The sequence below is a fragment of the Shewanella khirikhana genome (assembly GCF_003957745.1).
GTDB classification, from domain to species: Bacteria; Pseudomonadota; Gammaproteobacteria; order Enterobacterales; family Shewanellaceae; genus Shewanella; species Shewanella khirikhana.
Window position 1 is genome coordinate 4707537 of record NZ_CP020373.1, and the last position, 15197, is coordinate 4722733.

Annotated in this window: 16 protein-coding genes; 10 read left to right on the forward strand and 6 right to left on the reverse strand. The window is 57.3% G+C overall.

Features of this window, described 5'->3' with window-relative positions; translation table 11 throughout:
• Position 1 precedes the first annotated feature (1 nt).
• From STH12_RS20640 to STH12_RS20655, 4 genes are all read left to right on the forward strand, one after another.
• Positions 2-3226 (forward strand): nSTAND1 domain-containing NTPase, encoded by a 3225-nt coding sequence (locus STH12_RS20640; protein ID WP_126169283.1) that lies wholly within the window; start codon positions 2-4, stop codon positions 3224-3226.
• Between the two features lie 110 nt (positions 3227-3336).
• The gene (locus tag STH12_RS20645; protein WP_126169284.1) at positions 3337-3684 is read left to right on the forward strand and encodes a DP-EP family protein; all 348 of its coding nucleotides are present in this window, start codon (positions 3337-3339) and stop codon (positions 3682-3684) included.
• Between the two features lie 256 nt (positions 3685-3940).
• Positions 3941-4852, forward strand: a complete 912-nt coding sequence (locus tag STH12_RS20650; RefSeq protein WP_126169285.1) for a GGDEF domain-containing protein — start codon at positions 3941-3943, stop codon at positions 4850-4852.
• 23 nt (positions 4853-4875) lie between these two features.
• Positions 4876-5169: a hypothetical protein gene (locus STH12_RS20655; protein ID WP_126169286.1), complete on the forward strand. Its 294-nt coding sequence runs from the start codon at positions 4876-4878 to the stop codon at positions 5167-5169.
• Here STH12_RS20655 and STH12_RS20660 read toward each other — a convergent pair.
• Both STH12_RS20660 and STH12_RS20665 read right to left on the reverse strand, forming a co-directional pair.
• Positions 5159-6454 carry a Xaa-Pro dipeptidase gene (locus STH12_RS20660; RefSeq protein ID WP_126169287.1) on the reverse strand — a complete coding sequence of 432 codons (1296 nt, stop codon included), beginning with the start codon at positions 6452-6454 and terminating at the stop codon, positions 5159-5161. The genes STH12_RS20655 and STH12_RS20660 overlap by 11 nt on opposite strands.
• Positions 6455-6586: 132 nt before the next feature.
• Positions 6587-7189 (reverse strand): histidine phosphatase family protein, encoded by a 603-nt coding sequence (locus STH12_RS20665; RefSeq protein WP_126169288.1) that lies wholly within the window; start codon positions 7187-7189, stop codon positions 6587-6589.
• A 248-nt stretch (positions 7190-7437) separates the two neighbouring features.
• On the opposite strand from STH12_RS20665, the gene STH12_RS20670 reads away from it, so the two are divergent.
• Positions 7438-7617, forward strand: a complete 180-nt coding sequence (locus STH12_RS20670; RefSeq protein WP_126169289.1) for a hypothetical protein — start codon at positions 7438-7440, stop codon at positions 7615-7617.
• A gap of 42 nt (positions 7618-7659) precedes the next feature.
• Here the strand turns inward: STH12_RS20670 and hslU are convergent, their stop codons facing one another.
• The 4 genes from hslU to argS form a co-directional block, all read right to left on the reverse strand.
• Positions 7660-8982, reverse strand: a complete 1323-nt coding sequence (gene hslU, locus STH12_RS20675; protein ID WP_126169290.1) for an HslU--HslV peptidase ATPase subunit — start codon at positions 8980-8982, stop codon at positions 7660-7662.
• 9 nt (positions 8983-8991) lie between these two features.
• On the reverse strand, positions 8992-9516 hold the full coding sequence (hslV, locus tag STH12_RS20680) for an ATP-dependent protease subunit HslV (RefSeq protein ID WP_011758561.1): 525 nt from the start codon (positions 9514-9516) through the stop codon (positions 8992-8994).
• Between the two features lie 155 nt (positions 9517-9671).
• Positions 9672-10235, reverse strand: coding sequence for an SPOR domain-containing protein (locus STH12_RS20685; RefSeq protein ID WP_126169291.1), 564 nt, complete (start codon positions 10233-10235; stop codon positions 9672-9674).
• A gap of 3 nt (positions 10236-10238) precedes the next feature.
• Positions 10239-11984, reverse strand: a complete 1746-nt coding sequence (argS, locus tag STH12_RS20690) for an arginine--tRNA ligase (RefSeq protein ID WP_126169292.1) — start codon at positions 11982-11984, stop codon at positions 10239-10241.
• A gap of 280 nt (positions 11985-12264) precedes the next feature.
• Here argS and STH12_RS20695 point away from each other — a divergent pair, with 280 nt between their 5' ends.
• The 5 genes from STH12_RS20695 to STH12_RS20715 all read left to right on the forward strand — a co-directional run bounded on the left by STH12_RS20695 (position 12265) and on the right by STH12_RS20715 (position 15196).
• Entirely contained in the window at positions 12265-12780 is a 516-nt protein-coding gene (locus STH12_RS20695) for a DUF2589 domain-containing protein (RefSeq protein WP_126169293.1), read from the forward strand.
• Positions 12781-12829: 49 nt separating this feature from the next.
• On the forward strand, positions 12830-13498 hold the full coding sequence (locus STH12_RS20700) for a DUF2589 domain-containing protein (protein ID WP_218567766.1): 669 nt from the start codon (positions 12830-12832) through the stop codon (positions 13496-13498).
• Positions 13499-13563: 65 nt separating this feature from the next.
• On the forward strand, positions 13564-13782 hold the full coding sequence (locus tag STH12_RS20705) for a hypothetical protein (RefSeq protein WP_126169294.1): 219 nt from the start codon (positions 13564-13566) through the stop codon (positions 13780-13782).
• Positions 13775-14230 (forward strand): hypothetical protein, encoded by a 456-nt coding sequence (locus STH12_RS20710; protein WP_126169295.1) that lies wholly within the window; start codon positions 13775-13777, stop codon positions 14228-14230. The genes STH12_RS20705 and STH12_RS20710 overlap by 8 nt, the downstream gene beginning before the upstream one ends.
• A 48-nt stretch (positions 14231-14278) precedes the next feature.
• Complete coding sequence (locus tag STH12_RS20715) at positions 14279-15196, forward strand: hypothetical protein (protein ID WP_126169296.1); 918 nt, start codon at positions 14279-14281, stop codon at positions 15194-15196.
• The last annotated feature ends 1 nt before the right edge of the window (position 15197 follow it).

The following is a 15197-nucleotide window of genomic DNA, read 5'->3' on the forward strand; positions in this document are numbered from 1 at the left end:
AATGACAGATACGATTTTTTTCTTCGGCGAATGGCAAGTCTCGCCCCAAAGTAATCGACTGAGTCGCGGCAGTATCAGCCGCCAACTCGAACCCAAGGCCATGGAGGTGCTGCTGTATCTGTGCCATCGTCCGGGGGAGGTGGTCAGCAGTGACGACCTGCTCGATGCCTGCTGGCCGGGGCTGGAAACCGGCGACAACCCGCTGCACAAAACCATCGCCCAGCTGCGCCGCGCATTGGACGACAGTGCCACTGCACCACAATTTATCGAAACCATTCGCCGCCGCGGCTACCGTACCCTGGCCCAGGTCAGCTTTCCCTCGGGGGATGAGCAGAGCGTGGATGAGGTGGTGTGGCAGTCCGGCTCGCCTTTTCCGGGGCTGCGCCCCTTCAGCGCCAAAGATGCCGGGGTCTTCTTTGGTCGCCGTGAACAAATCAATGGCGTCCTTGAAAATATCCATCGGCAGGTACGCAGCGGCCGTGGCCTGTGTTTACTGCTTGGCCCCAGTGGCAGCGGCAAAACCTCGTTAATCCACGCCGGTATTCTGCCTAACCTCAGTACCCCGCAAGGCGTAAATGGTATCGGGCTGGTGTCCAGCGCCGCCATGGATATGGCCGATGTCGCCCCCGGTGCTTTGCGGCTGGAGCTGGCGTCGGCCATGCTCGATTGGGAGAGCGGCGATAAACCCGTATTCGATGGCGACAGCGCCGACACCCTGGCGGCCAAGCTTGCCGAGGGCGGCGCCACAATCGCTCTGACCTTGCAATCGGCGCTGCCAAGCGGCCGTTGGGAAAAGCCCCGTTTTGCGCTGGTGGTCGATAGGCTCGAAGTGCTGTTGTCGTCCCCGGCCTTCGATGAAGCCAGCCGCAGCCAGTTTTTGGCACTGCTCGATAGCCTGTCCCGCAGCGGTGCGGTACTGGTGCTGTGCGCCTGTCGTAACGACTTCTATCCCCAGGTGGTCAGCCGCAGCGTGCTGATGGCCGGCAAGGGCAATGGTGCCCACTTCGACCTTGAGCCCCCAAGCCGCCAGGCGTTGCTGCAAATGATCCGTCTGCCGGCTGCCGCAGCCGGTCTTGGTTGGGAGTTCGACAACGACAGTGCCCTCGGCCTCGATGAAATTCTCTGCCGTGAAGCGGCCGCCAGCCCAGATGCGCTGCCCATGTTGCAATACCTGCTGCAGGCGCTTTACCTTGCCCGTGGCGATGACAATCAGCTCAAACTCGAAGTGTATCAACGTCTTGGTGGCATTGAAGGTGCCATTGGCCGCGCAGCCGATGAGGCCATCGCCGACCTCAGCGCTTCGACCCGCGAGGCGCTGCCCGGGGTGCTGGCACGGCTGGTCACCCTCAAGGAAGATGAACTCTCGGTTACCAGCCGCAGTGCCCGTTACAGCGAGCTTGCAACCGATGCCGAGCGCAAACTGGTGCAGGCACTGGTGGACAGCCGCCTGTTTGTTTCCCACCTTGATGGCGCCGAGCCCAGCTTCAGCGTCGCACACGAAGCCCTGCTGCGGCGCTGGCGCCGCGCCGCCAGTTGGATTGAAGAACACCGCCGCTTGCTGGCGCTCAAAGCCCGGGTATTCCATCAGGCGCTGCGCTGGCAGCGCTCGGGCCGTGAGCGGGATTATCTGCTCGGGCCGGGCAAGCCCGTGCTGGAGGCGCGCCAGTTGCTGGCCGATAACCAGCTGATATTGGACGAACAAAGCCTTGATTATATTCAGGCCTCGCTGGCGCGGGATGTGCGCCGGGGCTGGATAAAGCGCGGCACTGTGGCGCTGCTGACTTTACTTACCTTTGTCTCTGTGGTGATGGGAATTAAAAGCATGCAGGCCGAGCGGCAGGCCACCGAGCGGCGTCTTGCGGCCGAAGACTTGCTGGGTTTTATGGTGGGTCAGTTTGCCGACCGGCTGCGCAGCATTGGCCGTATGGATTTGCTCGACGGGGTCAGCAACAAGGCGCTGGATTACTTCAGCGCCCCGGACGCAGGGCTCTCGGAGGCCGCCCTGTTTCGCCACGGACAAACCCTGGAAGCCATGGGCGAAGTGGCCTACAGCCGTGGTAAGCCCGACGAGGCCAAAGCCGCATTGCTCGCGGCCCGCAACAAGCTGTTGCCCCTGCAGGGCAAAGATGTGCCGCAGCTTGAGCTGCTGAAAACCCTCGGCGCCAACGCCTTCTGGCTTGGACAACTCGAATATGACAAGAGCGACTGGGCTGCTGCGAATCCATGGCTACAGGCCTACTTAGATCACAGCCTGGCCATGTTGGCACTTGCGCCAGATAATTCAGATGCCTTGCTGGAACTCTCTTACGCGGAAAACTCCCTCGGCAGTCTCGCGATGAAGCTCCAGGACTACGCCACTGCCCAGCAACGATTTGAGTCATCACTGATTTTGAAGCAAAAGTTACTTGCTGATACACCTGATGACGGTCAATTGATTGCCGATCTTGCTGATACTGAGTCCTGGCTTGCCAGTGCGGCATTGGCGATTGGTGATGTTCAAAAAGCGCTGATGCTTCATCGAGACATCGAAGCTGTACTGGGTCAAACCAAAGAAGCTTATGCCTTGGATCGATTATCACATAGCCAGGTTAAGCTGGCTCGACTCTATGAATGGTTGGGTAATTATTCAGAGGCACGAGAGGCGGTATTGCGCGCGCAGCATATCCGTCTTGATGCATTAGATACAGATCCTGAAAACCAATCATGGCACTTTGATTTCCTGACCCTTGAGGTACATGGTATTGAACTTGGTTTGAAGGCGGGCTCTGTTACTGAACTGGAGACAACTTGGCAAGAAATGCTGGAGGATGCTGCGGCACTTTCAAATGACATGCGGCAAAAATTGGAAGAGCTATACACACTGACTGCCGCCAAGCGGTTGTTCGCTATGGGTGAGTTTTCAGGTGCCGAACTTATGGCAACTAGGGCAATAGCATTGCTTTCGGAATCGGTGGTGCAAGCTTCCACGGACTTTGAGGAAAGGGCACGCCTGTCCGAAGCAGAGTTGATCTGGCTGCGAAGCCGTGCTGCAAATGGAGTGTCAGAGTCTCCTGTAACTGTATGTACCACCATTACGCAGCGTCTAGCAGAAGTCGTCACTAAGTCGAAGGATCCGGTATTTGTCCGTCCCTATGTGATGGCGCTGGAGTGCCTTGGGGACGTTGAAAATGCACGTGTGTTCAAAGCACCCCTTGTTGCACAAGGGGTGATATTTAACTCTTTATAATCAGTTGGATAGGCCGTAAGGTTGCAGGAAGGTCTTTATTGAGTAAGTTGTTAATCTTGCACCCGAAACCCGCCAGCCCGCGGGCTGGCTTACTGTAAAAAGGAAAAACTATGTCAGTTCAAACTATTCAGGTCACAGTATCTTTGGATGCCAATAATAATCCGGTTTTCAATTATGTTCCCGAAGGTGATGTTGTTGTAACAGAAGCAGGTACTCAGATTATTTACTCGCTGGAAGATAAAACCGAAAAAGGCCTGAGCTTTGCCGGTGCAGCCTTTTTAACCCCGTTTGACCGAGTCATTGATGCAGTAGAGATTCTCAATGAAACAACTTTAGCGTTATATGACACTGATGCCATTGTCGGTAAGACAGGATTCAGGTTAGTACTCAATATTGCTGGTAGTACGCTACAGCTCTGCAGCCCTGACCCACAGATTATCAATAAAGATGTAAAGTAATCGCGCAGTCAAATTGTGAAAAAGCCCGGCCATGTGCCGGGCTTTTTTATGGCTATAAGCGTCTGTCTTTGGCCCTTGCGTGTTGGCATCTTGGCTCGAATAGCTGGATTTAATGGTGTCCGGCGCCGTAAGGTTGGCGGAAGGTTGCGTTTTAGTTGTTATTTATCAATTTGTTAGCTGGTAAGGTTGGCGGAAGGTAGTATTAAGGGAAAATTCGTAAAGTGGTTGGCATCAAGGAATATGTCAGGAGCCAGCCATGTACGCCATCCGTGAAAGTTACTGCGATTTTGAAGCCGTTGCCGAAGTTATCCAGTGTTTGCATCAGCCGATGGTGCTGGCCGATGGCAATGGCAAGGTGCTGTGTGTCAATCAGGCGGCGGCGAGCCTGCTTGGTGATGAGCCGGAAACCTTTGTGGGCGAGCATTGGCCCAGTTGGTTGGAAAGCGGCTATCAGGCGCAGTATCAGGAATTGTTTGAATTTACCCTGGGCGAGCACCGCGCCGTGCAGCACGCTGCCAGGGAAATGCAGCTCAGGCGGGTGGATGGCGCGCTGTTATCGGTGAAGCTGACACTCTCGTTTGTGCAGGGCTTGCTGCCACTGTTTATGGTGGGGATTGAAGATCTGTCGCAGCACAAGGCTGAAATTCGCCGCCTTAAATCGCTGGCGGCAACCGATTGTTTAACCGGTCTTGCCAATCGTCGCACCCTGATGGAAACCCTGGAAAAGCAGTGGCAGCTGTGCGTTGCCCGCCGGCATCCGGTGAGTGTGGTGATTGTGGATGTGGACTTTTTTAAGCAATTCAACGATCTTTACGGTCATCTGAAGGGTGATGAATGCTTAAAGCTGATTGCGGCTGCGCTGGCATCGGCTTTACCATCTCCTCAGTGTCTGGCGGCACGGTTTGGCGGTGAGGAGTTTGTGCTGTTGCTGCCTGGCTTTAACGCTGCCATGGCCGAGTTGATTGCACAGCAGGTGTCGGAGGCTATTGCAGCCATTGATATTACTGCCATGGGCTTGCCCGCCGGGGCGCTGCTGACCGTGAGTCAGGGCATTGCCAGCGAAACCTGCGGCCAGTTCCGAACTGCCGATGCCATGTTACTGGGCGCCGATACGGCGCTGTACCGGGCTAAGCGGGAAGGAAGAAACAAAATCATTTTGTCGGACTGAAACGGATTTCAGGAGATAACACCATGAATTGGTCAATCATTTCGGTGTTGGCAACCCCCAGGGAACGGGCTGATACCTTCGTGTATTTACAACGCAAACGCTACGGTCGTGCCCCTGAGCAGGCGGCGCTGGCATTGTGGAAAGGGGTGTGCACCGAGCCATTGGCACGGCGCATTGTGGATGACCTGCAACAGGTGCTGCAGCATGAGATCCTGCCGCCCCGTGACCGCAGCTATCTGACATCGATGCTCAATCACTTCGAAACTCTGTCGTCGGGGCAACAGGTGGTGGCGTTGGCGCCTTATCTCAGTTCTTGAACACAGCGCCGCCTTTCATCACAAAGCTGACGTTTTCCAGCAGACGGATGTTGTCCAGCGGATTGCCATCCACCGCAATGATATCGGCCAGATAGCCGGGCTTGAGTTCACCAAGGTCCGGCTGCTTGAGCAGCGCTGCGCTGGTGAGGGTTGCCGCCTGAATCGCCTGCAGCGGCGTCATGCCGAATTCCACCATGGTGGCAAACTGTTTGCCGTTGTCGCCATGGGGATAAATGGCGGCATCCGAGCCAAACACCATGCGGGCCCCGGCCTTGGTGGCCTTGCGGAAACTCTCTCGTTGAGCCTTGGATACCTGTTTCTCTTTGTTGATGTTCTCTTCGGGTACCCCATTGGCGGCACCGAAGGCGAGGGTGTATTCGGTGTTGTAGATATCGCAGCTCAGGTAGGTGCCGTTTTTCAGTGCCAGCTTGATGGCCTCATCATCGAGGAAGCTGCAATGCTCAATGCTGTCGATACCGGCGCGAATGGCCGCCTTGATGCCGCTGGTGCCGTGGGCATGGGCGGCAATGATCATCCCGCGCTGATGGGCTTCTTCGGCGGCGGCCCTGAGTTCATCCTCGGTGTACTGCTGCACGCCCACCTTGGTGCCCTTGGAGAACACGCCGCCGGTGGCGCAAATCTTTAAGGTGTTGGCGCCGTATTTGATATTTTCCCGCGCCTTGGCGCGCACCGCCCAGGGGCCATCGGCCACGCCGCCCGCCACTGAGTGCATTTCGGGGGCGCTGAAGTTATCGTCGCAGTGGCCGCCGGTAATCGACAGCGCGTGGCCTGCACTCCAGATGCGCGGGCCGGAGATTTCACCGGCGTTAATGCCATCGCGCACCGCAATCACGCTGTAGCCTGAATCCCCCAAATCCCGCACCGTGGTAAAGCCCGCTTCGAGGGTCTTTTTGGCGTTTTTTACCGCCTTGACCGTTTGCCGTGGCACCGAGTAGTTCATTGACTCGAGGAAGTTGTCTTCGGCATCGCTGCCAAGGTGCACGTGCATGTCCATCAGCCCCGGTAACAGGGTTTTACCTTTAAGTTCAATCAGCTCGCTGCCTTCCGGCACGGCAAGCTTGCCCTGAGTGCCAAGCTCGAGGATACGGCCATCTTCAATTTTCAGCACGGGATTTGGCATCAGTTTGCCGGTTTTGACATCCAGCAGCGCATCGGCGCTCAGATAAGTGGCTGCAAGGGCTGGCAGGGGGGACAGTGCCGTGATTAACGACAGACCGAGCAGGGATAAACGCTGCCTGGACGCATGGGGACGAGTGTTGTGCATGGGACGCTCTTTTGATTGTTATTGTAAAAAACGCGTTAAAACGATTCCTGAGCATATCCCAGTGGCGGCGGGCGAACAACGCTGCCGCCGCGCCAAAATGGTTGGGTTCAGGCCAATGTGGCCGTTAACAGATCAGCGGCAGGCGATGCGCTTGAGGGTGCCTTGCGAAAAGTAATAAAAGGCGTCCTGGGGTTTGTCCTGAGCCCACATGGCCTGATTATCCAGCCCCAGCAGCAAAGCGCGCAGCACCACGCCGGTCACGCCATGGGAAACCACAATCACTTTGGATGGGGTGGCCGGATCCTTGAGCCAGTCATGCAGCCTGGTCTGAATACTTTCGAGCGGCTCGGCTCCCGGAGCATCCAGATACCAGCCCGGTTTGTTGGCAAGGCCGGGGTTGGCGGCGTGGATATCGGGAATATGGCCATGTTCCCACTCCCCAAGCCCGGCTTCCTTGACCCTGTCATCGGCGCTCACAGCGCCTGGTTCGCGGCCAAGCGCGCCCGCAACAATGGTGGCAGTTTGCATGGCGCGCCCAAGGGGGCTCGACACTATGGCAAAGTCGTTCAGTTCGGCGATGTTTAACTCCCCGGCAAGGCTCTTTAAGGTATTGCCATAGGCCAGCGCCTGGGCTTCACCCTGCGCAGTTAAGGGCGAGTTACAGTGCCCCTGCAAGCGCCGCTGGGCGTTAAATTCGGTTTGGCCGTGACGAAGGATAAAAAGTTCTGAAACCATAGGGACGACTGGGCTTTCATACGCGAAAACGGGTGGCGGCAGTGTATCACAATCACCCCCAGCCGCAGCCAGCTTGTGGCGCAACTGAGCCCTTGCTACATTGAGCTTGGTGGCAACCTTTATTCAGCCAAACAGAACAGGGAGGAAAATTGAAGACAAAACAAGAGGAAGCAACGCAAGTTAAACTGCGTGGGAACTGGCACGTAACCCGCGCGGGCTTTTGGGTGTTTGGCCTTGGGTGCTTGATCATGTTGCCATTCTTGGCCCTGCCGGATTTGTATCCTGCGGCTTTTGAAGGCGACCTTAATGTACTGGCGTCGTTCCCGCTGCGAGCCCTGCTGGGACTGCCAGCCATGCTGTTTATGCTTGGAGTGGAGCGCTTACTGCTTAGAAACGGTATCGTACTGCTGAGCCCGCCACAAAAATAAAGCCGGGTTTCCCCGGCTTTACTGTGCTTTCACTCAAACTGCTTACAGAATAAAGCGGCTTAAGTCTTCGTCCTGCACCAGGTTATCCAGATGCGCATTCACATATTCGGCATCTATGGTGAATTTGCTGCCGGACTTGTCGCTGGCTTCGAAGGAAATGTCTTCCATCAACCTTTCCATGACCGTGTGCAGACGGCGGGCGCCGATGTTTTCGGTGCGCTCGTTCACCTGCCAGGCGGCCTGGGCGATGCGGTCGATGCCGGTCTCGGTAAACTCGATGGTCACGCCTTCGGTGGCCATCAGTGCCACATATTGCTCGGTGAGAGAGGCATGGGGCTCGGTGAGAATGCGCTTGAAGTCAGAGGCGGTGAGGGCATCCAGCTCAACCCGAATTGGCAGGCGGCCCTGCAGCTCGGGGATAAGATCCGATGGCTTGGCCATCTGGAATGCGCCCGAGGCGATAAACAGGATATGGTCGGTTTTCACCATGCCGTGCTTGGTGTTGACTGTGCAGCCTTCCACCAATGGCAGCAGGTCGCGCTGTACCCCTTCGCGGGATACATCGGGGCCTGAGGTTTCGCCGCGCTTACAGATTTTGTCGATTTCATCGATAAAGACGATACCGTGCTGCTCCACCAGTTCGATGGCCTTTTCTTTCAGATCTTCCTGATTCACCAGCTTGGCGGCTTCTTCATCCACCAGTTGCTTGAGGGCATCTTTGATCTTCATCTTTTTGCGCTTGGCAGGGGCCTGACCCATGTTCTGGAACAGGCTCTGCAGCTGGTTGGTCATTTCTTCCATGCCGGGGGGCGACATGATTTCTACGCCAATCTGCGGGCCTGAGATGTCGATTTCGATTTCTTTATCGTCCAGCTGACCTTCACGCAGTTTTTTGCGGAAGATCTGACGGCTGGCAGAGTTGTCGTCGCTGTTGTCCCAGTCGTTTTTCGGGCGTGGCAGCAGCGCGTCCAGTACCCGCTCCTCAGCAGCCTCTTCGGCGCGGGCGCGGCACTTTTTCATTTCCACTTCGCGGGTGAGCTTGATGGCGCTGTCGGTCAGATCGCGAATGATCTGTTCCACTTCTTTGCCCACATAGCCCACTTCGGTGAACTTGGTGGCTTCGACCTTGATAAAGGGCGCGTTGGCGAGCTTGGCCAGGCGGCGGGCAATTTCAGTTTTACCCACGCCGGTAGGGCCAATCATCAGGATATTCTTGGGGGTCACTTCGTGACGCAGGGCGGCGTCCAGCTGCATGCGGCGCCAGCGGTTACGCAGGGCCACGGCCACGCTGCGTTTGGCTTTCTGCTGACCAATGATATGGGCGTCCAGCTCGTGAACAATCTCGCGGGGAGTCATTTCAGACATGATGATTCCTCAGTAACTCAGTTCTTCGATGGTCTTGAACTGGTTGGTGAATACGCAAATATCGCCGGCGATGGTCAGTGACTTTTCGGCAATCTCGAGGGCGCCAAGGTCGGTGTTCTCGAGCAGCGCAGTGGCGGCGGCCTGGGCGAAGTTACCGCCTGAGCCGATGGCAATCAGGTCGTTTTCGGGCTGCACTACGTCGCCGTTACCGGTAATGATGAGTGAGCTTTCGGCATCGGCCACGGCCAGCAGGGCCTCGAGTTTTCTCAGCATGCGGTCGGTGCGCCAGTCTTTGGCCAGCTCCACCGCGGCGCGCATCAAATGGCCCTGGTGCATTTCCAGCTTGGCTTCAAAGCGCTCGAACAGGGTGAAAGCATCGGCGGTGCCACCGGCAAATCCGGCCAATACCTTGCCGTGGTACAGGCGGCGTACCTTGCGGGCATTGCCCTTCATCACGGTATTGCCGAGGGAGACCTGGCCATCACCTGCGATGACCACCTGATTGTTACGGCGGACGGATACGATAGTAGTCACAATGGATCCTCTTTTAGCGTCCGAAGGATAGGCCTTCGGGGACGGATAGAGCTTATATGGGGTCGTGCGCCCGCTTTTCAAGTGAGTAAGAATTTCGAGAGGCGAAAAAGAAAGGCCGCCCGCAGGCGACCTTATTGATGTAACGGCTTAAGCCGTTATTGCCACAGCCAGATTTGGCAGGTGTTCATGCCAATGGCCTGCAGTTTGTGGCGGGCGCGCTCTGCATCACGTTTGCGCTCGTAGGGGCCAAGTACCACCTTGTACCAGGCGCCGTTGCTGCCCTGGGCCTTGCGGATTTGTGCTTCCATGCCCTGGAAGGCGATAACTGCCTTCATCTTCTCGGCCTGTGCCTCTTCGCGGAAAGAGCCGCACTGCATCTGATACGGGCCTGTGGCGCGCAGGGTGTCCTGCTTGGGAACATCCACTTCAACCTGCTTGTTTTCAAGCTCTTGCAGATAGGTCCATTCTTCCTGCGGCTTGGGCGGCAGGGCGTTTGGATCCTTCTTTGGCTTGCTGGATTTGGTTTCGGCTTTGGCTTCCACTCTGGGCTCTTCCTTATCGGCGCTGCCCTTGATGGTCCACAGGAAATAGCCAAAGCCCAGCACCAGTACCAGTACCGCAATCAGCGCAACCCAGGGTTTACGCCGGGGCGCGGGGGCACCCTTGCGGCCGCCACGGCCTTTACCCCGTGGCGCTCGATTGGCGTAATCACGACTCATGGGTTACATGCGCTCCAGTGTCTCTATGCCCAGCAGTGACAGACCCTGCTTGAGGGTGTCGGCGGTCAGGCGCGACAGCAGCAGACGGCTGTCACGGGCGGTTTCACTGTCGGCGCTGAGCACTGGGCAGGCTTCGTAGAAGCTGGAGAAGGCGCCGGCCAACTCGTACAGGTAACCACAGAGGATGTGCGGCTGGCCCTTGTCCACCATGCGAGCAAGGATTTCACCGAACTGGGCCAGTTTGTTGCCCAGTTCTTTCTCTTTGTCGTGATCCAGCACCAGCTCGGCGCTGGTCAGGTCGATGTTTTCGGCTTTCTTGAAGATACCGGCTACACGGGTGTAGGCATACAGCAGGTAGGGGGCTGTGTTGCCTTCGAAGCTCAGCATCTGCTCGAAGCTGAAGATGTAATCGCTGCTGCGGTTCTTGGACAGGTCGGCGTATTTCACAGAAGCAATGCCAACCACGCGGGCGATTTCTTTGACTTCGGCCTCATCCATATCCGGGTTCTTGCTGCGAACCAGCTGCTCGGCACGTTCAACGGCTTCATCGAGCAGGTCAACCAGCTTCACCACGCCGCCGGAACGGGTCTTGAAGGGGCGGCCGTCTTCGCCGTTCATGGTGCCAAAGCCCATGTGCTCAAGGGTCATGTTGTCACGTACGAAACCGGCGGTGCGGGCCAGGCTGAACACCTGCTGGAAGTGCAGTGCCTGACGCAGATCCACAAAGTAGAGCACGCGATCGGCATTCAGGGTGCTGGAGCGGTAGCGCATGGCGGCCAGATCGGTCGTGGCATACAGGAAGCCGCCATCGGCCTTCTGGATGATCACCGGCAGTGGCTCGCCGTCTTTGTTGCGGAACTCTTCCTGGAACACCACCTTGGCGCCGTCGCTGATGGCGAGCAGGCCCTTGGCATCGAGATCGGCTACAACCTGCGCCAGATCGGCGTTGTAGGCGCTCTCGCCGTGTACGTCTTTGCGGGTCAGACTCACGCCCAGACGGGCATAGACTTCATGGCAGTGGCTCAGGGAGATGTCGTTAAACTCGCGCCACAGCTTGTTGCAGTACTCATCACCGCTTTGCAGCTCAACCACCAATTGGCGGGCACGGGTGGCGAATTCGTCGGATTCATCGAAGCGCAGCTTGGCGGCGCGGTAGAAACTTTCAAGATCTGACAGCTCCAGATTGGCCTTGTCGTCGCCCTGGGCGCGCAGCTCTTCCATGTAGGCCAGCAGCATGCCGAACTGGGTACCCCAGTCACCTACGTGGTTTTGACGGATGACATTGTGGCCGAGGAATTCCAGCGCGCGCACTACGCTGTCACCGATGATGGTGGAGCGCAGGTGACCTACGTGCATTTCCTTGGCGAGGTTGGGGGAAGAGTAGTCCACCACCACGGTTTGAGCTGCGGCGGCTTTTACGCCCAGCATGGCATCGCCGAGCGCGGCCTTGAGCTGATTGGCCAGGGCGTTGTCGTCGATAAAGAAGTTGATAAAGCCAGGGCCGGCAATCTCGACCTTGGCTACCTGCGCCGAGGCAGGCAGGTTGTCGATGATCAGCTGCGCCAATTCACGTGGCGGCTTACCGGCAACCTTGGTCAGCATCATGGCCAGATTGGTGGCCAGATCGCCATGGCTCTTGTCCTTGGTTCGGTCGACCTGAATACGCGCTTCAAAGTCGGCGGGCACTATGCCCTGGGCTTTCAAGGATTCAAGGGTTTGTTCCAGCAAGGATTGAATGAGTTCTTTCATCGGCCTGTATCTACTGACTGCAAGGATTAACGGGAATAACCGCGCATTGTAGCCTCTGGGGCCCCCGGCTGGCTATTGGTTGAAAGAACTTTTTGAGCAAAAACGCAAGGCTTTTCCTCTTCCGGGGCCGCTAACGGCCATTCCTATCAGTTTTCTGTGCTGGATGGTTCTACCGGGTGAGGCTGCTCACCCGGCTGGGCGATGTTGCCCGCAGCGCCACAGGCGTAGGCTGCATCTTAAGGATTAACCCCTCAGGGGTGGGTTAGCCAAGGAGGACAAGATGATGGATTTACATGCGCTGGTCAGCGCGGTGCAGCTCAGTGTATCTGCCGCAGGGCAGGCGCTGCAGGAGCAAAACAATCAACTGCTTGGACGTTTTTTTGAGCCGCTCGAGCCCACAGAAGATGCGCCGCAAACTCTGTCACTCAGCACGGTTGGGGTAGCAACAGCGCTCAAGCCCAAATGCGTGACCCTGATGTATCCGCAGGAGACTGCGACCGGGCTGACCGATGTGCCTGTGACTGTGCCGCTGATTTCGCTGGTACCCATCAGCGCGGCCCGTATTCAGGAAGTGCGGTTTTCAACCCAATTGGAAGTGGGAATGGATGATAACGGCGCCATGCAGGTTGCCTTTCCGTCCCGCTCCGGCTCCGCCCTGTTTGGCGGCGCCAAGTCTGCGTCGAACAGCCATCTCGCGACACTGGAGATAGTGCTGAACGACAGTACCAATCCCGAGGGCCTGCAATTGCTGGTGGAGGGATATGAGAGAGCGCTGCGGGCCCAAATCCCTGGGTAAGGCGGCATAACGTCCACATGGACAAGGCAAGATAATAAGGAGAGTTATCATGGCAAATCCCACAGTCGATACCGGACCCGCATTGGTGTCCATGGCACAGCAATTCAGTGGCTTACCTATGCGGTCATTGATTGGCGGTCCGCTGAATGCGGCGGCCCAGGCCAACAGTATGATGGCGGTGACCCAGACCAAATTTATGCTCGACACCTGCTTTAACAAATCGGGCACAGATGGGGATGCCACGCTCGAACCCATTATGGTGACTATGCAAATCACCCGTACTGTGTTTGAAGAAGAAACGGACAAGGGCGGCCAGACCACGGTGACCCCGACGCCAGTCAACACCACCTTTGATCTGCCGCTGCTGACCTTAATTCCCCTCAATGCGCTAGGAGTGGATTCGGTGCAGGTGGATTTCGACATGGAAGTGAAGTCCAGTTACACCAACGAAAGCTCCACCAACAGCTCAAGCGAAACACAGGCTGCGGCCAGTTTCGATGCCAAGCTGGGTGAGGGCTGGTGGTCAGTAGAGGTCAAAGGCAGCGTGAGCTACGACAGCAAGACCAGCTCATCGAATTCGGCCAGCTACCAAAAGAGCAACAGCGCCAAGTACACGGTGAGTGTGCACGCGGGGCAACTGCCGCTGCCCCAGGGCGTAACCACCATCATTCAGGCCTACACCAATGCCATTTCAGCCAACCCCAAAACCGCTGGCTGACGGATGAGTAAGCCCGGGGCCGCCAGTCGGCCCCTTATCGAGTGGATGACCCAAGGAGAGACGAGATGAAACACCAGATCCCCTGCCCGGACTGCAATGCCCCGATTTTCCTCGAAATGCAGCAGCTGCTCGCGGGCCAGCGGTTTTGCTGCGCCAATTGCAACGCCGTGTTGTCGCTGTCGGTGCAGAGTCGGCCGCTGGTGGCCGATACCATGGCGGCGCTGATGGAGCTTAAGCAGCAAGCCGCCCGGACCCGTGGCGATGGGAGGGACCGCCATGGATAAATGGAGTTTTTTAGCCACAGTGCTGGAAGACGACGGGCGGATTTCCGAGGCCATTGCCACCGGCGCCGCCTGGGAGATCTGGATGCAGGTTGAGCTGATGATTGCCTGCCGGCGTCTTGGTTGGTCTGTGGCCCGAGAGCTGCCGTATCCCGCACCGCTGGAGCGCAAAAGGCTGGACATGATGTTCTCAGACGGCCGCGAAAAAGTGGCGCTGGAGCTGAAAGTGGAAAGCGCCCAAACCTCGGGGGATGCCCTAATGGCCAAGGTGGAAGATGACAGCCACAAGCTGGCGCTGTACCCGCAATCGCCGGGACTCAGTCGCTGGCTGCTGGTGCTGGGTTATTCCTGGCCGGTGCGCTGCGCCATGGAAGATTTGGAGCGGCAGCAGCCCGAAAGGGTGATATTGCGTATCCGTGGCGGCATAGCCGCTATGCTTTGGGAGATCTGAGGCGCAAGCGCCCCGGGTCGCCCTGAGACAACGACAAGGAGAAAACTCATGACACAGGACACTGAAAGCCCCCTGACCCTGGCTGACCTCAAGCCCGGCGATGTGCTGATTATGGAAGGCGACCTGCGTCCTTCCAATCCCACCCGTTACCTTGATGAGCTCATTATGCTGCTCAATGACTCGGACGTTTGCCACGGCGCTATCTTTATCGGCAAAGACAGCAGCGGCCAGTTCACCCTGATTGACGATGCCCTCAACGGTGTAGGCATTCGCCCCATTCGCGACAGTCAGGACAGCAGCGATCCGCGCTTCGATACCTGGTATGTGCGGCGTATGGCCAGTGACAATCTCGAGCCGGTTATCGCCCAGGCGCAAACCTATCTTGGTAAGGCTTACTACGACAAGGCCTGGCTGGTGATGCTGGGGCTGCTGCTTATCGTGAAAGACATTACCCCCAGCGGCGTTGGCCAATCGGCACTGCTTGAAGTGCTTAAGTTTTTTGCCTACGAGCTGGATAAGCATCTGTTTGGCCGCCCCGGGGAAACCGGATTGGTGTGCTCGCAGTTTGTGGCCGTGTCTTTCGATGGCGCCGGGCCTGGTTATCAGCTGCAAATCAAGCCCGGCCGTCTCGCCGGGCAGCAAAGTATTGAAGCCCTGCGGGCACAGGCGCCCATTCACGCGCTGGCCCTTGGCAGCAACGATGTGGAAGGGCTGATGGAAAAGGTACGGGTGACCCGTGGACTGAGCCTTGGCTACTCCGCTTCGGGCGGTAGTTTAAGCAGCTTGCTGGCCAGCATAGGCGAGGCCGGGGTTAGCCTGGTGAAAGGGCTTGGCAGCGGTGAGCTGGCAGGATTGCAACAAAGCTATGCCAGCTATCAGGCCAATTTCGTTACGCCTGCGTGCCTTAAGGAGGGGTGCTCCAACCTGTCAGCCATCGGCAAGGTTGGTTTTCATTACGGCGATTAGC